Consider the following 17,873-nt stretch of genomic DNA (forward strand, 5'->3'; position numbering starts at 1 on the left):
CTGGCTGGCTGGCTGGCTGGCTGGCTGGCTGGCTGGCTGGCTGGCTGGCTGGCTGGCTGGCTGGCTGGCTGGCATGGCCGAAATCCGGAGATGCGATCAATGCAATCACGAGTTTGGACCGTGCCGAGCCCCGCCCCGCAAGCGGGCGCGGCAGGATCACTCCCAGCAGCGCGCCGTCTGATCGATCGCGAGATCGAGCGAGGTCCGGCCGATATCGCGCTGGCAGCCGGGAGGACGATCTGCCTCCCGACGCCCTCGGTCCCCGTGAAGTTAACTAATTATCGGGCAGCCGAATCCGCGCTCCAAACGTGACGAGCGGCGCATCGGCGGCGCCGAGCTGGATCTGCCGCTCCGGCACCTCCTGATAGCTGCCGTCTTCAATCTTTCTTAATTCATATTGCCAGACCGTTAACGTCTCGCCGCGCGCGAGCGCGTCGCGGATGCGGCTGGCGCCGCGTCCCGGCAGCTTGACGAGGTCGTCGCGCATCATGCCGATCATCGTCGGGCGCTCGCCGCGATGCAGCTCGAAGAACACCATGCGATTGGGCTTGTCCTGCGGCTTGAGCACGGTATCCGCCGTGAACAGCACCAGACAGATTGCGATGGCAATCCACTTCCAAGTGTCGGACATCATGAGACGCATTCCCCGCACCGCCTCCGCGCGTGGAGTAGTCCTCGCGCAAACAGGCGGCAACTTACAGTTCTGTCATTCCGGATGAGATGACGTTCGACGTAGTCGATTCGCTGCGCGCCGGGCGCGATGATGGGCTCCTCATCGTTCACAACATGGAGAGCACCGATGACCAACCCAACCGAGATCGCCGAGAGCTACATCGCGCTGTGGAACGAACGCGATGCCGCGCAGCGTGGTGCATTGCTTGCGCGTCACTGGACCGCGGATGCGCTCTATGTCGACCCGCTGATGCGCGGCGAAGGACGCGATGGGGTGGATGGCCTGGTCGCGGGCGTGCAGCAGCGCTTTCCCGACTTCCGCTTTCGCCTGATCGGCTCCGCGGACGGCCACGGTCATCATCTCCGCTTTTCCTGGGAGCTCGGCCCCGAGGATGCGGAAGCCCCGATCCAGGGCACGGACTTCGTCGAGCTGGCCGACGGCCGCATCCAGCGCGTCACCGGGTTTCTCGACAAGGTCCCGCAGGGCGCCTGACGGACGTCCCGTTCCGCCCGGCTTCCGCAGTGCGGTCGGCCTGCCGCGATGGCCGGGCTCCCATGCGCAGACGCACGACCTGTCTCGTGGTGATTGCGCTACGTCAACGTCGGATCCGGTCCGCCGCTGCAGAGCTTCTGCTTCGCGACGAGTTCAGGATCGCCGGAGACGGGCGTGCAGCAGTCAAATCCCACCGATGATCACGCCATGGCGGCCGGCACGCTGGCCGCCATCACCACCTTGCCCGAACTCTGGCGCTGGCGCGTCGAACGGAGCCCGGACAAGCAGGCCTACCGACAGTTCGACGCAGGAAGCGGCCGATGGGCGAGCTTCTGCTGGCGCGAGATCGATCTCGTCGTCGACCGCTGGCGGCGGGCGCTTGCGGCCGACGGCTTCGCCCAGGGTGAGCGTGTCGCCATCCTGATGCCGAACGGGATCGCGCATCTCGCCATCGACCAGGCCGCGCTCTCGCTCGGACTGGTGCCGGTGCCGATGCATGCCGTCGATAATGCCGACAGCATCGCCTACATCCTCGCCGATTCCGGTGCCCGGCTGCTGCTGGTCGATTCGGACACACGCTGGGATGAGATCGCAGCGGTCGGCGAGGCCCTGCCCGACCTGCGGCGGATCGTCTGCGCCGACCGGCGAACGATCCGGCCGACCGGCGATCCGCGCCTCGTCGATCTGGAGGCGTGGTTGAACGCGGCCGGCGATGCCACGCTTCCCGGCACCCGGATCGCCATCGCGCCGCACGACCTCGCCGCCGTCGTCTACACCTCGGGCACGACGGGCCGGCCAAAAGGCGTGATGCTGTCGCACGACAACGTCGTCTCCAACCTCAAGGCCATTCATCAGCGGCTGGCGGCCGATACCGACGACGTATTCCTGTCGTTCCTGCCGCTGTCGCACACGTTCGAGCGCACCGCGGGCTACTACTACCCGATCGCCATCGGCGCCTGCGTCGCCTATGCGCGCTCGGTGAAGCAGCTGTCCGAAGATCTGGTGGAGGTCCGTCCGACCATCCTGATCTCCGTGCCGCGCATCTATGAGCGCATCTACTCGGTCATCATGCATCATCGCGCGATCGCAAACCCGCTCGAACGGGCGCTGCTCGACCTGACCATCGCGATCGGCGGCCGGCGCTTCGATGCGCAGCATGGGCGCGGAACCAGACTTTCAGCGTTCGACCGAATCGCGTGGCCGCTGCTGCAACGCCTGGTCGCCGCCAAGGTACTGGCTCGATTCGGCGGACGGCTGCACGTCGCCGTCAGCGGCGGCGCGCCGATCGCCGAGCCGGTGGTGCGGCTGTTCCTGGCGCTCGGGCTCGAGGTGCTGCAGGGCTACGGCATGACCGAGACATCGCCCGTCGTCAGCGTCAACACGCCTGACGACAACGACCCGCGCACCGTCGGACGCGCCCTGCCGGGCATCGAGGTGCGCATCGGCGACAATGACGAGTTGATGGTGCGCGGCCCGAACGTGATGCTCGGCTATTGGCACCGGCCGGAGGAGACCGCGCGCACCAGGGAAGCCGACGGCTGGCTGCACACCGGCGACCAGGCCCGCATTGACAGCGGACGCATCACCATCACCGGTCGGATCAAGGACATCCTCGTCACCTCGACCGGCGAGAAGATCGCGCCCGCCGATCTGGAAACCGCGATCCTGACCGATCCGCTGTTCGAGCAGGCCATCGTGATCGGCGAGAACCGGCCGTTCCTGACCGCGATCGTCGTGCTCAACGCCAACGGCTGGGCTGAGCAGCAGGCGAGGCTCGCGGCGCACGGCCAGCGCGGCACCGAGGCCGAAGCGGCCTCTCTGCTGCGCCACATTGCGCGAGCCGCGAAGGCCTATCCGTCCTACGCGACGCCGAAGGCGGTGCATTGGACCTTGGAGCCGTGGACCGTGCAGGAAGGCCTGATAACGCCGACGTTGAAGAACAAGCGTCCGGCGATCGAGCGGAGCTTCGCGAAGGAGATCGAGGCGATCTATGCGAAACGCGCGGCAACTTTGCGGCCATCGGCTACCGTACGAAGCTGATTTTGCAGAGCGTAGCAGCAGGACATTGCGGCATTGGAGCGGGCGAAGGGAATCGAACCCTCGTATGCAGCTTGGGAAGCTGCCGTTCTACCATTGAACTACGCCCGCGCTCGCCAATGCTTAGCCGAGACCATGCGTTTCGCCAAGCGGCTTGTTGCCGCGACACCGCCAGGCCCAGGGGTGGGGGAGGCAACAGTTCTGCACCGGCCTGATCTCCCGATCGTGATCGGCCGCGACCGCCGGCTCCGGAACGGATCGGGCCGGTCGCGCTTTTGCCCGTTGGAGGCGGCGCGCCTCGCTGCTTCGTCGCGCCGTCAAGGTCCGCCGTCAATGTCCTGGGAGCTCACATCATGCAGAGCCACAGCCCCGCGTCTCAGACCGCAACCTCGAAAGCCCTCGCCATCATGTCGGGCCCGTCGGCGCTCGACCTTTACACCCTCGGCTGCGGTCTGTTCCTGGCCGTCGCGCCCTGGCTGTTCGGCTTTGTCGGCAGCGCCGGCCGGATCGATGCTGCGTTGGCGGGGGCTGCCGTCGTCGTGCTCTCGCTCGGCGGCCTCCTGGCGTTTGCCGATTGGGAGGAGTGGCTGAAGGTCGCGCTTGGATTGTGGCTGATTGCAGCTCCGTGGCTGCTCGGGTTCGTGCATACGTCGGCGATGCATGTCAGCATCACGATCGGGATCGCCGTGACCTTCCTGAGCCTGCTCGAACTGTGGCTTGCGCATGATCCTGATTTTGCTGGCGATAGGCCTGCATTGGTGAGTCAGCCGTAGCGGCTCTGGTCGATCGCACCTCGCCTGCGCGCTGCGCCGCATTCCGTGATCGCGATGCCGATGACAGAGATCGCAGGCAGCGATCGCAACGGGACGCTTGACAACCATCACCCAAATCAGGGCAAACCCGCCCCGGTCACGCCGCGCTGTTAACACTTTGTAAACAAAGTTGATGCGGGCGATCGTGACGATGATATGATGTGGCGTGGGGTTGGGGTGGCGTCATGGGGCGTGGGTATACGATCTTTGATACGGCCCTCGGCCGTTGCGGCATTGCGTGGAGCGATGCCGGAATCACCGGCGTACAACTGCCGGAAGCACGGGAAATCGAGACGCGGCGGCGCCTGTTTCGCCAGTTTCCCGAAGCGCGGGAGCAGCGCCCGTGTTCGAATATTGAACTCGCCATCGAAGGCATCACCGCCATGCTGCGCGGGCAGGAGGTCGACTTCTCCGATGTCGTGCTCGATCTCGGCGGCGTGACACCATTCAACCAGCGCGTCTATGATTGCATTCGTGCCATTCCGCGCGGCGAGACGCGCAGCGCCGACGCGATCGCAGACGAACTGCACGTTCCCAAGGCGCTGAATTCGATCGCGCAGGCGCTGAGCAAGAATGCGCTCGTGCTGATCGTTCCCTGTCACCGCGTGCGCGACATCGGCAACGGTCTCGACAAGCCGTCGCCCAACAGCGGCGTCATCTCCAAACGGCGGCTGCTGTCGCTCGAAGGCGCACGGCCTCATGCGGGCCTGACGTTGTTCGACGCGTTTCTCGCGGTCGACCGGCCGCGCGCGTCGTAAGCGGGCGCCTCGCTGCGCGCGATATTATCTCGGACGCAGCCCTCCTCTTTCATCCGCAATGCGCTAGATTTGCAGGATGACCGCCACCATCCTGTTCGAAAGCCGTGACGTCACCGTCTCCGAGTTCCGCTGTGCGGCGGTTCCGGGCGAGCGTCCCTATGTCGAGCAGTATTCCGGCTACTCGCTGTCCTATGTGCGCAAGGGGAGCTTCGGCTGTCGGCACCGCGGCCGCTTCTTCGAGCTGGTCACCGGCTCGCTGCTGGTGGGCCATCCCGGCGATGAGTTCATGTGCACGCACGATCACGTCTGCGGCGACGAATGCCTGTCATTCTTCTTCGATCATGCGCTCATCGACGAGATCGGCGGCAACAGGCTGGCCTGGCGGGTTGGCGCGATGCCGCCGCTGCCGGAGCTCATGGTCCTCGGTGAGCTCGCGGAGGCCGTCGCCGCGCGCGAGCAGGACCTCGGTCTGGACGAGGTTGGCCAGATCATCGCCAGCCGCTTCGTCGCGACCGCCACGGGCCAGCAGGAACGGGCGGCGACGCCAAGCCTTCGCGATCGCCGGCGCGCGGTCGAGAGCGCATTGTGGATCGACGACAATGCGGCGCGCGACATCGATCTGGCGGCTGCGGCTGGTGAGGCCGGCGTCAGCCCGTTCCATTTCCTGCGGCTGTTCGCGGCGACGATCGGCGTGACGCCGCATCAATATCTGATCCGCTCCCGCTTGCGGCACGCCGCGCGGCGTCTCAGCGAGGAGGATACGCCGGTCACCACCATCGCCTACGATTCGGGTTTTGCCGATCTGTCGAATTTCACCCGCACCTTCGCGCGCGCTGCCGGCGTGTCGCCGGCGAAGTTTCGCAAGGCATCGCGCGGCGAGCGCAAGATTCTCCAAGACCATCTGAGCCGCCATTGATTGGATGATCCCAGCGCGTGCGACAGCCGCACGCGAAGCATGGAGATCATCGATGTACGATCATATCGGCCTCAAGGTCGGCAATCTGGACGCCAGCGTCCGCTTCTACACATCGGCGCTGGCGCCGCTCGGCCACATCCTCTGCTCCAAGGACGAGGCGTCGGCGGGCATCGGCCCGAAGGGGGAGCCGGCGCTGTGGCTGTATCTCGACAAGGGCGCCAGCAAAGGCGCCGCCCATATCGCGTTCCGCGCCCGGGACCACGCGGCGGTCGCCAGATTCCACAGCGAGGGGCTGAAGGCCGGCGGCAGCGACAATGGCGGCGCCGGGCCGCGCGCGGATTACAGCCCGACCTATTACGCCGCCTTCCTGATCGATCCGGACGGCAACAACATCGAAGCCGTGTGCCCGTAGGGTCAGCGCCATGGCATCGATTCAGAAGGACATTCCGATCGCAGCCCCGGCGGCTGCCGTGTGGGACGCGGTGCGCGATTTCGGCGCTGTTCATACCAGGCTGGCGCCCGGCTTCGTGACCGATACCAAGCTCGACGGCGACGTCCGCATCGTCAGCTTCGCCAACGGCAGCGTGGTGCGTGAGCAATTGGTCGACTGCAACGACGAACGCCGGCGCCTCGTCTACGCCATCAAGAACGAGCGCATCACTCAGCACAGCGCGTCGTTTCAGATCGTCCCGGAAGGCGAGGCGCGCTGCCGGGTGATCTGGACGACCGACGTGCTGCCACACGAGATCGCGCCCTATATCGAGCAGCAGATGGCGCTCGGCGCGCGCGCGATGCAGGACGCCCTAGGCGGGCTGCGCGCCTAGACGAGTCGAGCAGCCGTCAGCCGACATGCGGAGATGGCGGGATCTGCGCCCCCGAGCCGAGCTCGGCCGCCAGCACGGCCGGGCGCAGCTCCAGCGCTGCGGCCGGCTTCGGGCCCCAGCGGGTGAGCATGACGCTGGCGAGCGTCAGCACTCCGAGCAGGACCATCGAGGACGCCGCCAGCATGAAGAAGTCGCCCTCGGTCGCGGCATGGCTCAGCAGATAGCTACCGCCTGCGGCGATGAAGACGAGCCGCACCGTCTGTGCCAGCACCGGACCGATCACCCTGGCTGCGCCCTGCGAGGAGAAGTACATCGAGATCGCCAGGCCGATGAAGGCATACATTGGCGCTGCGACCTGAAGATAGTGCCGGCCGGCGCTGCGCGCGCTCTCGTCCTGGGTGAAGATGTCGACCCACAATTGCGGGACGATCGCGATCAGCGTCGACAGCGCACCCACCGACGCGAAAGAGACCAGCCCCGCCGTCCAGGCGATCCGGCGGGCGCGCGCGATTCTTTCCGCACCGATCGCCATGCCGACCATCGGCACCGAGGCCATGCCGACGGAGAACGCGACAGTGGTCACCATGAATTCGAGCCGTGCGCCGATGCCGTAGCCGGCCAACACGGCGGTGCCGAACGATGCCAGCATGTGCGTGAAGATCGCGATCGACAGCACGGATTGCAGCGGCGAGAAGCAGGCGATGGCGCCGACCTTGAGGATGTCGGCGAACATCGCACGGCTGATCTTGAGACCTCGCAGCTTCGGCCGGACGCGCGCTCGGCCCGAGGACAGATACCAGCCCATCACCGAGATGCTGACGCAGAACGCCAGCAGCGCGCCGGCGGCGACGCCGCGCATGCCGAGCCCGAGGCCCAGACTCAGCGTGCCGCCGAGCACGATCTGCAGCAGTGCCGAGCTGAGGATCATGAACGACGGCAGCTTCATGTTGCCGGTGCCGCGCAGGATGCCGGCCATCGAGTTCATCAGCCAGGGCAGGATCGCGCCGCCGAAGAAGATCTGCAGATAGGCTGTGGCATGGCTCAGCACCGCGCCGCGGCCGCCGAGCACTTCCAGCAAGGCGGGACCGAACACCAGCATGCCGACCATGAAGGTCGCGCCGAACAGCAGCGCAATCAGCAGCGCGTGCGTGGCGAGGGTCGAGGCCCGTTCGGTGTCGCCGGCGCCGAGCGCCCGCGCGATCGCCGAGGCCACGCCGCCGCCCATGGCGCCGCCGGACATCGTCATGGTCAGGATCACCAGCGGGAACACCAGTGCCATCGCCGCCAGCGCCTCGATACCGAGCCGGCCGATATAGGAGGTCTCCGCGATGACGACGCAGGTGCCGGCCGAGTTCGCGATGATGTTCGGCCAGGCCAGCGACAGCAGGGTGCGCAGAATGGGTCCGTCGACGAGCGCATTCCGAACCGGCTTCGCGATGGGCGGCAACGTACGCCCCTCGCCGACCGGACTGTCGGCCAAGCCGATCTCGGACATGCTCGCTCCCCGTTTGGCCGCGCCATCTGGCGGGACCTTTGTCGTTCCTCCTAGCACACCGCCGGGCCGCGCCCCGTGCAGCGGGCGCATTGGGGGTGCGCGGTCAGCGCGCAGCCGGGCCTAGAGGCGGAAGTGCTTGGAGAGCTTCAGGCCCTGGGCCTGGTAGTTGGAGCCGATGCGGCTGCCATACATCGCGTTCGGCCGGGCCAGCATCTTCTCATAGACGAGGCGGCCGACGATCTGGCCATGCTCGAGGATGAACGGCACCTCGCGCGAGCGCACCTCAAGCACCGCGCGCGAGCCCTGCCCGCCGGCGCCGGCATAGCCGAAGCCGGGATCGAAGAAGCCGGCATAGTGGACACGGAATTCGCCCACCAGCGGATCGAACGGCACCATCTCGGCGGCGTAGTCCGGCGGCACCTGCACGGCCTCCTTCGAAGCCAGGATGTAGAACTCGCCGGGATCGAGAATGAGGCTGCCGTCGGGTCGCGCCTTGATCGGCTCCCAGAACTCCTCCACGGCATAGCCGGCGCGGCGGTCGACGTCGACGACGCCGGTATGGCGCTTGGCGCGATAGCCCACATAGCCGTTGGCATTGCTGCCGGACAGGTCGACGGAAAGAGCGACGCCGCCGACGAGATCCGCATCATCGCGATCCACCAGCCGCTCGGCCTGATGCAGCGCGATCAGTTCGTCCTCCGACAGAACCGCGTCGCGGTAGCGGAAGCGGACCTGGGACAGGCGCGAGCCTTCGCGCAGCAAAACGGGAAACGTCTTCGGGCTGATCTCGGCGTAGAGCGGACCGTGATAGCCGGCTCCGATCATGTCGAATCGTCGCGTGCCGTCGGCGATCACGCGGGTGAACACGTCGAGCCGCCCGGTCGAGCTCTTCGGATTGGCGGCCGCGACGATGTCCTTCGGCAGCGCGAGACTCTCCAAGAGCGGCACGATGTAGACGCAGTTGGTCTCCAGCACTGCGCCGTCGGCGAGCGCGAATTCGTGCAGCTTCAACTCGTCGATACGCTCGGCGACCGTCGCGCCCGGCCCGGGCAGAAAGCTTGCCCGCACGCGATAGGCGATGTCGCCGAGCCGCAGGTCCAGGCTCGCCGGCTGGATCTGGCTTTCGACAAAATCGTATGCGGGGATGATCAGGCCAGCCTCCGCCATCGCCACGATCATGCGATCGGGGAGGATGCCGTGGGCGTCGGGGCTGAGCGAAAACGGCAAGACCTGATCCTTTGCAGGCGCCGGAACGGCGGCTTATCGAGCCTATATAGGGTCTTTTTACCGGTTATCCGATGGCTGGCTTGACGGAAAGGCCGGTTGCGACTATGAGCACGACTTATCCCGTGGTGATTTGAGCCGGCCGGCTTGCAGCCACGTTAAATAAGTCGCTAAACAGGCCGGGGACGATTGTGATCCCGGCCGTGAGGAGTTTTCCCAGGCCGGTTTTTTTGTGCCCATCGCTGGAGGCGGTGGTCACGATGGAGGTCACATGTCGAAGTCCCCCGCGAAGGCCCCGGCGTCGTTCGCCCGCTATCGTCCTGAAACCCGCCTGGTGCATTCCGGCACCTTGCGTTCCGAATTCGGCGAGACCGCCGAGGCGCTCTATCTGACGCAAGGCTTCGTCTACGCCACCGCCGAGGAGTGCGAGGCGCGCTTCAAGGGCGAGGATCCCGGCTTCATCTATTCGCGCTTCTCCAACCCGACCACGGCAATGTTCGAGCGCCGCATGATCGAGCTCGAGGGCGCCGAGGCCTGCCGCTCGGCCGCAACCGGCATGGCCGCAGTCACCACGGCAATCCTCGCTCCCCTCCGTGCCGGCGATCACGTCGTCGCCGCCAAGGCGCTGTTCGGCTCGTGCCGCTACGTCGTCGAAGATCTCTTGCCGCGCTACGGCATCGAATCGACCCTGGTCGATGGGCTCGACCTCGACCAATGGCAGAAGGCGGTCAGGCCGAACACCAAGTCGTTCTTCCTGGAGAGCCCGACCAATCCGACGCTCGACGTGATGGACATTCCCGCGATCGCCGAGATCGCGCACGCCCGTGGCGCGCGACTGATCGTCGACAACGTGTTCGCGACCCCGATCTGGCAGAGCCCGCTCGCGCTCGGCGCCGACGTCGTGGTGTATTCCGCGACCAAGCACATCGATGGCCAGGGCCGCTGCCTCGGCGGCGTGATCCTGTCGTCGGAGGCGTTCATCGCCGAGCACATCCACAATTTCATGCGCCAGACCGGTCCGTCGATCTCGCCGTTCAACGCCTGGGTCCTGCTCAAGGGCCTGGAGACCTTGGCGGTGCGCGTGCGCGCGCAGACCGAGACGGCGGCGAAGGTGGCCGACTTTCTCGCGGCGCATCCGAAGATCTCGCGGCTGATCTATCCCGGTCGCGAGGACCATCCGCAGGCGGCGACCGTGCGCAAGCAGATGCGCGCCGGCTCGACGCTGGTCGGCTTCGAGGTGAAGGGCGGCAAGGCCAGCGCGTTCCGCACGCTCAACGGCTTGAAGCTCGCGCGCATCTCCAACAATCTCGGCGACGCCAAGACGCTGGTCACGCATCCGGCGACGACGACGCATCAGCGGCTGACGCCCGAGGCGCGCGCCGAGCTCGGCATCAGCGAGGGCTTCATCCGCTTCTCCGCCGGGCTCGAGCATGCCGACGATCTGATCGAGGATCTGGATGCGGCCCTGAGGGCCGCGTAGCGAATGGCCGCATAGAGAATGGCGAATAGGGCGTACCGATTGCATCCTATTCGCTACTCGCTATTTCCCTACTCGCCACTCTCACATCGGCCGATAGGTCAGCACGTTGGCCGGCGTGTTGATGCCGAGCTTGACCTGGCCGACCGAGCGGATGATGTCGTCGCCGAGCAGCTGGGCGAAGCAGGCGTAGCCCCAATCGCTCATGTGCAGACCGTCCGAGATCACGAACTCGTTGATCGGGATCGCCTGCCGCTCGTGCCAGTCGCGCATCACCTCGAAGCGGGGGAAGATGCCGGCGTGATGCAGCTCGGCGATACGCCCGAGCAGCTTGTTCATGCGGCTGGCGTTCTCCGAGCGCTCGTTGACGCGCGGCGAATATTGCAGGTCGACCAGCACGACATCGGAGGCCGCCGCCTGGATCTTGGCGACGCCGTCATCGACCAGCTTGGCGGTCTCGGCGGGATCGAGATCGCGCAGCACGGCATTGGTGCCGACCTGCCAGATCACGAGATCCGGATGCCGGTCGATCACCGACGTCTCCAGCCGCTTCATCATCTCCGGCGCATCCTCGCCGCCGACGCCGGCATTGATGACGCTGATGTCGACCATCGGATATTGCCGGCGCAGCTGCGCGGCGAGCCGATTCGGATAGGTGTAGTCCGGCGCGCTCGCGCCATAGCCCTGCGTCGACGACGAGCCGAAGGCGACGATGACGACCGGCAGGCCGGAGGCGAGCTTGTTGGCGACGTGCGGCAGCGAAATGAAATTCTTCTTGGCGACGCCCTTCGGCGTCAGGCACGGCACGCGGTTGAAGATGTCGGTGGCCGACTTCGCGACCTGCTTGACCTTGTCGATCGCCCGCTCGGTGATGCTGCGCGACGGCGGCGCCGCCACGACGGCCTGCCCGGCTGCAGCCGGCGGCTGTGCATCGGTCATGGCCGGCGCGGTCGTCGCCGCAGGCGGCGAGGTCGTGGCCGCCGGGCGCGCCACGGCGATCGGCCCGGGCACCTGATCGCTCGCCTGCGCCACCGTGACGTGACCGATGCTCGGTCGCCCGCTGATCAGCGGAGCCTTTGGATCGGAGCTCTCCACATCGGAAAGCGCGGCGGGCACAGCCGGCGCTGCGCTCTGCGCCCGTAGCTTCTGCGGGCTCAGCGCGAGGGCGATGGCAATGGCAATGACCGCAACGGCCGAAAGCTTCTCCCATGTCCCGGAGACGCGGTGACACTCATTCGACGTCATGAACGACATAACCCTAGTTCTGCTGCGCCGGCCCGATATGCGCCGCGTCGATGATGAACTTCGACAGCGCCCGGCCGAGGCAGTCATGAACCTGCTTGGCCAGCTCGACCCCGTGCGTCGGATTGAACAGGTCGAAATCGCCCTGCTCGTTCCATTGCCGCATGATGGCAAACCGATCGAACAGCGGAATGTCCCGGTGCTGCGCCACCACACGCATGTTGTCGACATAGGGCGGCACGGAGATCAATGTCTCCGTCCGCGGACTGTATTGCAGGTTCATCAAGACGACGTCAGCTCCCGCCTTCTGCAGCGTCGCCACACCGTCGTCGACCGCCTGCCGGAACTCATCAGGATCGATCGACCGCATGGCGTCGACCGTGCCGGTCTGCCAGATGACCAAATTAGGCCTTTTTCCTTCCACCAGTTTAACGAGATTGCCCGCGACCTCCTCGGCCGTCTTCTTGGGCTGCAGCTCGATGCTGAGATTGACGGCGACGGTTGGCAGCTTGTCCTTCAACGCAGCCTGCAGACGGGCGGGGTAGGCATTGGCGTCGGAGGTGCTGACAATGGAGGATGACCTGCTTCCGACGACGAGAATATCCAGCGTGCGGCCGTTCTTGACGGCGTCTGCAACCTTCGGGAGCGGGCTCTCGGTGGTCAGCAGGTAGGCCGGCACCTCGCAGTTCTGCGGCGCCTCTTCCGCGCGCGCAGAGGCCGCCAGCGAAACAGCCAGCACTGCGATACCAAACCTTAACCACGAGACGGACTTCATCAGCCCCCTCCCGCCAGATCGGCGTTGCTGCGCGCACCTTTTCGCGTCGCGCCCTTATCGGCCTCACGCTTGTACCACGAAATCAACGACGCCACCCCCCACATGATGAGGATGCCGCAAAGGCTGATGACCGCGTGCATCATGGCGCCGCCGGACACTTCGGCAAGGACGAAGTGGCCCGCAAACGCCAGAAACACGCCGAGACAGAAGATCTCGAGCGAGTGTTGCCCACAGACAATCAGCGGACGCAGCCACGGCGACTTCAAGAGCGGCCAATCCTTGCGCAAATAGTGCACGGTGAGTGCTGCGAGTGCGAGAAAATGCGCGAAACGCAACACGTCAAGGTCGGTCTTGTCGATCGGATACATCCACTGCTCGATTCGGCGCGGCATCAGATGGCCGAGCTGCGGAATGTACCAGGTCAGGGTCACGCAGAAGGCCGCGACCAGATAGGCGACGCAGAGCCCGAGCGTGATCGGTGAGTTGATGATGCGCGACATGCGCCGCGCGCCGCCGAGCGCGCACCAGGCGCCGAACACGAACAGCAATTGCCAGGCGAACGGATTGAAGGCCCAGAAGCCGTTGGGATAGGCCGTCAGATAGAGATCGAGCTCCCAGGTCACGGCATAGAGAATGACGGATAGGCCGAGCGTCACGTCGGGCCGCCAGCGCATCAGCCACAGGATCAACGGCAGGAACAACATCAGCACGATGTAGAGCGGCAGCACGTCCATATTGACGGGGCGGAAGCGCAGGATCAGCGCCTGCACGATGGTCACGTCCGGCTGCTTGAGAAAATCCATGATTCCCATCTCTTCGGTGTAGAGCGGGTTCTCGAAGCTGGTCGCGACGTAGGAGATCTCGGCGAGGAAGATCGTGAACAGGAAGACGTGGGCGACGTAGATCTGCCAGACGCGGCGCAGGATGCGCGCGGTTGCGACGATGAAACCGGCATCCTGCATCGCCCGGCCGTAGACGAACGCCGCCGTGTAGCCTGAGATGAAGATGAAGATCTCGGTGGCGTCGGAGAAGCCGTAGTTGCGGAGCGTGAACCACGTCAGCAGGTTCGGCGGCAGATGGTCGATGAAGATCAGCCATAGCGCCAGCCCGCGAAACAGGTCGAGCCGCAGTTCGCGCTCGCCGACCGCCGGGAAGGTGATCGCAGGGACGGCGGTGATGGCGGGTGCAGCGCTGACGGCCGGCGCAGCCGCGACGGCAGATGCAGATGCAACCGCAGGTGCAGCCGCGCTCGCCGCAGCGGCAGTCTCCGTAGCCGGCGCGGGTGCGGCGCTGGCTGCGGGGGCGGACGGTCCGGCAAGGCGATCGACAATCGACGTCATCAGGCACCGCGTCAAAGCTGCCAGCCCTCGAGGCCCGGCAGGGGAAATGTAGGGCTGCGCAGTTTTCGCGCAAGCGATGAAGGACTTATCAGCTGGGCCGTGCCCAGTTTTTCGACCTTGGCGGACGGCTGGTGGCGATCGCACGACGCAGGACAGGGCGATCACCGCCAGGGTGCTGCCGGCCGCGCCCGATCCGAGCCCAAGGAACGGATCGCGCATACGGGCGACAGAGTCCGCGATTCTGGTGCCATAATGCGGAACTGTGTTGAAAGCACGATGGCGTCCCGATTGGTTCCGGCGCTGGTTTCCGCTACAATGCCACCATGTATCGCGCCGTGACTCGCCACATCGAAGTGACCGTCGAACCGAACTTCCTGCCTGAGAAGTCGTCGGTGGCCGATGGCCGCTGGTTCTGGTCCTATACCGTCGTCATCACCAACAGCGGGGAGGAGACGGTGCGGCTGCGCAGCCGGCACTGGATCATCACCGATGGGATCGGCCGGCAGCAGGAGGTCCGCGGCGAGGGCGTGGTCGGCGAGCAGCCGGTGCTCGCGCCGGGCGAGCGCTTCGAATACACCTCCGGCGTCCCGCTCACCACCGCGTCCGGCTTCATGGCCGGCTCGTACCAGATGGAGAGCGAGAGCGGTGAGCACTTCGACATCGCCGTGCCGGCCTTCTCGCTCGACAGCCCCGACGGCAAGCGGGTGTTGAATTAGCTGAGAAGGCATGCAGTTCGACTGCCCCCAGTCGTCCGCTCGCTGTCTCTTGTGCTGCTCTCGACGTTCAACACCTTGTCCTTGCGGCTCGCCTCGCCTGCCGATGTTTGGCCCGCTGTCGTCCCGGCAAGCTTCCGACAACGCGCCAGCGGACGACGTGCAATACGATGGATCCTGTACTCACGCCGCACGTCATCGCTCTCGCGACGCACCTCGCGTCCGAGCTTTGCCCATTCATCCGCCCTCTGCAAATAGAGGGCGCAGGGAAGGCCAGGCCTCGGCTGAGGCCTGCGGCCCGCCTGCAGAAAAAAATGCAGGCGGCAGGTACCACAGGTTCAGCCGGAACGACCCGGCCCTCCCTGCGCGACTGGTTTTAACGGCTGCTTCGCGTTCTCCCTGGCGCGCCGGGCTTTCTGGCCGCCATCCCCACGCGAAGCGAAGCCTCAACGTGAGTTGATATCAGCATCGGGATATCAGGACCGCGCGACTTGACCGTGCGTGGATCGCCGTTCGTCCGCGCAGACTGAACTACGCTGCGGCAACACACGCCCATCGCCTCCCACTGCCAACGGTCCGTGACGGTCGCGAAACGCCCCTCATGCGGCAACAGGATGCGCGGAAATGTGCCAGTGATTTGCCCGACGGCACAAGTTGTTTGTTGCTGCGACCAATCAACGCGACGGGCAAGGATGTGGCGTCGATCAGCGAGAAAACCGATTTTCAACAACGAACTAATCGAAATCGCCGGCGCACACGAACTCCCGACATTCTCTCCGACGCCGCGCGACGCAGCCTATCGAGCGTCATCGCGAGGAGCGAAGCGACGACGCGCTCGCGATGACGTACGGAGGGCTGTCGCTCGACCACGATCGCTACGATGCGCGGAGCGAGCGCAACAGAGTCAATTCTCCGTCACGCCGGCTTCATGCGGCGTGAACTGATAGACCGAGGAGCAGAACTCGCAGGTGACGACGACCTTGTCGTCCTGCACCATGTCGGCGCGGTCCTGGGGCGAGAAGCTCTTCAGCATGTTGGCGACCGCATCGCGCGAGCAGGAGCAGCGCGCCTGCAGCGGCACGGTGTCGAACACGCGGACGCCGCGCTCGTGAAACAGACGATACAGCAGCCGCTCGCCGGACAGCGCCGGGTCGATCAGCTCGATATCCTCGACCGTCGCGACAAGCGATTGGCCCTCGATCCAGGCCTCGTCTTCCTCGACCGCATGCAGCTCGGTGCCCTCGGGCGCATCGCCGGGATGCAGATCGGCCTGGCGCAGGCGCTCGGGCGCCTGGGGCAGGAACTGCGTCAGCAGGCCGCCGGCGCGCCAGCGGTGCTTGCCGCCGCTCCACTCCTCGCCGACGGCGAGGCGCACACGGGTCGGGATCTGCTCGGAGCGCAGGAAGTATTCATGCGCGGCCTCCTCCAGACTGCCGCCGGTAAGCGCGACGAGGCCCTGGTAGCGGCTCATGTCGGCGCCCTGATCGATGGTCATTGCCAGATGGCCCTTGCCGAGCAGACCGCCGGAGTCCTTGGCCGAATCCTTCAGCTCTTGCAGTCGCGCCTCGTCATAGCGTGCGTAAGCGCGCAGCCGGTCGGGCGCCTGGAAGTCGACCACCAGGAATGACACCGGCCCGTCGGTCTGGGTCTGCAGGATGAAGCGGCCGTCGAATTTCAGCGAGGAGCCGAGCAGCGTCGTCAGCACGATGGCCTCGCCGAGCAGCTTGCCCACGGGCGCGGGATAGGCGTGCTTGGTGAGGATATCGTCGAGCGCGGGACCCATGCGGGTCAGTCGCCCGCGCAGATCGAGCGCCGCGACCTCGAACGGCAGCACGGCGTCGTCGACCGGCACCGCCGAGGGCGCGCGGCTGGTATCGAGGTTGATGTCGGTTTCGGGGGAATTGGTTGTCATGGGGCGTATTTGGGGATGATTAAAACGAATGGAAGGGCATCCCCCGGCTGTCGTCCCGGCCTCGCGCCGGGACCCATACCGCGGATGCTATCGAGGGACGTCGGTGGTAGTCGCCGACGCTAAGCCGTAACCGACGAGCCACGATCGCCCCAACTACGCAGAGCAACGGCCACCGTTGCAAATCAGTTCGATCACGCGGTATGGGTCCCGGCGCGAGGCCGGGACGACACCAGTGAAATTGCGCCGTCGAACCCTAAGCTCGCTCGCCGAAGCACCAGGCCAAGATGCCCTTCTGCGCGTGCAGGCGGTTCTCGGCTTCGTCGAAGACCACCGACTGCGGGCCGTCGATCACCTCGTCGGTGACCTCCTCGCCGCGATGGGCCGGCAGGCAGTGCATGAACAGCGCCTCCGGCTTGGCCAGCGACATCAGCTTGGAATTGACCTGATAGGGCTTGAGCAAATTGTGGCGGTGCTCGCCATCCTTGTCCCCCATCGACACCCAGGTGTCGGTGACGACGCAGTCGGCACCGGCGACAGCGACCTCCGGATCGTGGCCAAGATGGATGTCGGCCCGGGTGGCGCGGATGAAATCCTTCATCGGCTTGCCCGGCGACAGCTGCGGCGGGGTGGCGACGTTGAGCCGGAACTTGAAGCGCTCGGCGGCATGCGCCCAGGAGGCCAGCACGTTGTTGTCGTCGCCGGTCCAGGCCACGGTGCGGCCCTCGATGGAGCCACGATGCTCCTCGAAGGTCATCACGTCGGCCATCACCTGGCAGGGATGCGAGCGCCGGGTCAGACCATTGATCACGGGCACGGTGGCGTGCGCGGCGAGCTCGAGCAGCGCCTCATGGCTGAGGATGCGGATCATGATGGCGTCGACATAGCGCGACAGCACGCGCGCGGTGTCGGCGATGGTCTCGCCGCGGCCGAGCTGCATCTCGGTGCCGGTCAGCATGATCGCCTCGCCGCCGAGCTGGCGCATGCCGACGTCGAACGACACGCGGGTGCGTGTCGACGGCTTGTCGAAGATCATCGCCAGCACCTTGCCCTCGAGCGGCTTCTTCGCCGGCTCGCGCGCCTTCAAGGTCTTCTTCATCGCGCTGGACAGCGCCAGCACGTTGCGCAACTCCTCCACCGGCATCTCGGTGAGATCGAGGAAATGACGCGGCGTGTTGCCCATGGT

The 17,873-nt window shown here is 65.9% G+C and carries 17 protein-coding genes, 1 tRNA gene, 1 pseudogene and 1 riboswitch; of the genes and pseudogenes, 10 read left to right on the forward strand and 9 right to left on the reverse strand.

What is annotated here, in order from left to right; genetic code table 11:
- Nucleotides 1-181: pseudogene (locus tag QX121_RS27655) on the forward strand (hypothetical protein); the annotation flags it as partial.
- Between the two features lie 93 nt (nucleotides 182-274).
- On the opposite strand, the gene QX121_RS27660 reads toward QX121_RS27655, so the two are convergent.
- Nucleotides 275-634 carry a hypothetical protein gene (locus QX121_RS27660; protein WP_315813544.1) on the reverse strand — a complete coding sequence of 120 codons (360 nt, stop codon included), beginning with the start codon at nucleotides 632-634 and terminating at the stop codon, nucleotides 275-277.
- Between the two features lie 165 nt (nucleotides 635-799).
- Between QX121_RS27660 and QX121_RS27665 the strand changes: the two genes are divergently transcribed.
- Together QX121_RS27665 and QX121_RS27670 are read left to right on the forward strand one after the other, a co-directional pair.
- A complete protein-coding gene (locus QX121_RS27665; protein WP_315813545.1) occupies nucleotides 800-1,165 on the forward strand; it encodes a nuclear transport factor 2 family protein in 366 nt (121 codons plus the stop codon).
- Between the two features lie 174 nt (nucleotides 1,166-1,339).
- Nucleotides 1,340-3,205, forward strand: a complete 1,866-nt coding sequence (locus tag QX121_RS27670) for an AMP-dependent synthetase/ligase (protein ID WP_315813546.1) — start codon at nucleotides 1,340-1,342, stop codon at nucleotides 3,203-3,205.
- A 34-nt stretch (nucleotides 3,206-3,239) separates the two neighbouring features.
- Here QX121_RS27670 and QX121_RS27675 read toward each other — a convergent pair.
- Nucleotides 3,240-3,313 (reverse strand) — tRNA-Gly (locus QX121_RS27675).
- 242 nt (nucleotides 3,314-3,555) lie between these two features.
- On the opposite strand from QX121_RS27675, the gene QX121_RS27680 reads away from it, so the two are divergent.
- The 5 genes from QX121_RS27680 to QX121_RS27700 all read left to right on the forward strand — a co-directional run bounded on the left by QX121_RS27680 (nucleotide 3,556) and on the right by QX121_RS27700 (nucleotide 6,512).
- Nucleotides 3,556-3,975 carry an SPW repeat protein gene (locus tag QX121_RS27680; protein ID WP_315813547.1) on the forward strand — a complete coding sequence of 140 codons (420 nt, stop codon included), beginning with the start codon at nucleotides 3,556-3,558 and terminating at the stop codon, nucleotides 3,973-3,975.
- A gap of 224 nt (nucleotides 3,976-4,199) precedes the next feature.
- Nucleotides 4,200-4,772, forward strand: coding sequence for a methylated-DNA--[protein]-cysteine S-methyltransferase (locus tag QX121_RS27685; protein WP_315757628.1), 573 nt, complete (start codon nucleotides 4,200-4,202; stop codon nucleotides 4,770-4,772).
- A gap of 76 nt (nucleotides 4,773-4,848) precedes the next feature.
- The gene (locus QX121_RS27690) at nucleotides 4,849-5,688 is read left to right on the forward strand and encodes an AraC family transcriptional regulator (protein WP_315813548.1); all 840 of its coding nucleotides are present in this window, start codon (nucleotides 4,849-4,851) and stop codon (nucleotides 5,686-5,688) included.
- 52 nt (nucleotides 5,689-5,740) lie between these two features.
- On the forward strand, nucleotides 5,741-6,100 hold the full coding sequence (locus tag QX121_RS27695) for a VOC family protein (protein ID WP_315813549.1): 360 nt from the start codon (nucleotides 5,741-5,743) through the stop codon (nucleotides 6,098-6,100).
- 10 nt (nucleotides 6,101-6,110) lie between these two features.
- Nucleotides 6,111-6,512: an SRPBCC family protein gene (locus tag QX121_RS27700; protein ID WP_315813550.1), complete on the forward strand. Its 402-nt coding sequence runs from the start codon at nucleotides 6,111-6,113 to the stop codon at nucleotides 6,510-6,512.
- Nucleotides 6,513-6,528: 16 nt separating this feature from the next.
- On the opposite strand, the gene QX121_RS27705 is transcribed toward QX121_RS27700, so the two are convergent.
- A complete protein-coding gene (locus tag QX121_RS27705) occupies nucleotides 6,529-8,007 on the reverse strand; it encodes an MATE family efflux transporter (protein ID WP_315813551.1) in 1,479 nt (492 codons plus the stop codon).
- Between the two features lie 120 nt (nucleotides 8,008-8,127).
- The gene (locus QX121_RS27710) at nucleotides 8,128-9,234 is read right to left on the reverse strand and encodes a 2'-deoxycytidine 5'-triphosphate deaminase (protein ID WP_315735780.1); all 1,107 of its coding nucleotides are present in this window, start codon (nucleotides 9,232-9,234) and stop codon (nucleotides 8,128-8,130) included.
- A 112-nt stretch (nucleotides 9,235-9,346) separates the two neighbouring features.
- A riboswitch (SAM riboswitch) is annotated at nucleotides 9,347-9,426 on the forward strand.
- 76 nt (nucleotides 9,427-9,502) lie between these two features.
- Here QX121_RS27710 and QX121_RS27715 point away from each other — a divergent pair.
- Nucleotides 9,503-10,711 carry an O-succinylhomoserine sulfhydrylase gene (locus QX121_RS27715; protein ID WP_315813552.1) on the forward strand — a complete coding sequence of 403 codons (1,209 nt, stop codon included), beginning with the start codon at nucleotides 9,503-9,505 and terminating at the stop codon, nucleotides 10,709-10,711.
- Nucleotides 10,712-10,792: 81 nt separating this feature from the next.
- Here the strand turns inward: QX121_RS27715 and QX121_RS27720 are convergent, their stop codons facing one another.
- Genes QX121_RS27720 through QX121_RS27730 form a run of 3 tightly spaced genes read right to left on the reverse strand, consistent with a single transcriptional unit; the run spans nucleotide 10,793 to nucleotide 14,065 of the window.
- Nucleotides 10,793-11,953, reverse strand: coding sequence for an SGNH/GDSL hydrolase family protein (locus tag QX121_RS27720; RefSeq protein WP_315813553.1), 1,161 nt, complete (start codon nucleotides 11,951-11,953; stop codon nucleotides 10,793-10,795).
- 13 nt (nucleotides 11,954-11,966) lie between these two features.
- A complete protein-coding gene (locus tag QX121_RS27725; protein WP_315735774.1) occupies nucleotides 11,967-12,725 on the reverse strand; it encodes an SGNH/GDSL hydrolase family protein in 759 nt (252 codons plus the stop codon).
- On the reverse strand, nucleotides 12,725-14,065 hold the full coding sequence (locus QX121_RS27730) for an OpgC domain-containing protein (protein ID WP_315797791.1): 1,341 nt from the start codon (nucleotides 14,063-14,065) through the stop codon (nucleotides 12,725-12,727). Before QX121_RS27730 ends, QX121_RS27725 begins: the two co-directional genes overlap by 1 nt.
- 323 nt (nucleotides 14,066-14,388) lie before the next feature.
- Between QX121_RS27730 and apaG the strand changes: the two genes are divergently transcribed.
- On the forward strand, nucleotides 14,389-14,781 hold the full coding sequence (gene apaG, locus QX121_RS27735) for a Co2+/Mg2+ efflux protein ApaG (RefSeq protein WP_315735770.1): 393 nt from the start codon (nucleotides 14,389-14,391) through the stop codon (nucleotides 14,779-14,781).
- A gap of 901 nt (nucleotides 14,782-15,682) precedes the next feature.
- On the opposite strand, the gene QX121_RS27740 is transcribed toward apaG, so the two are convergent.
- Nucleotides 15,683-16,690, reverse strand: a complete 1,008-nt coding sequence (locus tag QX121_RS27740) for an Hsp33 family molecular chaperone (RefSeq protein ID WP_315797792.1) — start codon at nucleotides 16,688-16,690, stop codon at nucleotides 15,683-15,685.
- A 253-nt stretch (nucleotides 16,691-16,943) separates the two neighbouring features.
- Nucleotides 16,944-17,870 carry an ornithine carbamoyltransferase gene (gene argF / locus QX121_RS27745; RefSeq protein WP_315717175.1) on the reverse strand — a complete coding sequence of 309 codons (927 nt, stop codon included), beginning with the start codon at nucleotides 17,868-17,870 and terminating at the stop codon, nucleotides 16,944-16,946.
- Nucleotides 17,871-17,873 lie beyond the last annotated feature (3 nt).

Origin of the sequence: Bradyrhizobium sp. SZCCHNR2028, from assembly GCF_032380995.1 — a bacterium.
In the GTDB taxonomy this organism is placed as follows: domain Bacteria; phylum Pseudomonadota; class Alphaproteobacteria; order Rhizobiales; family Xanthobacteraceae; genus Bradyrhizobium.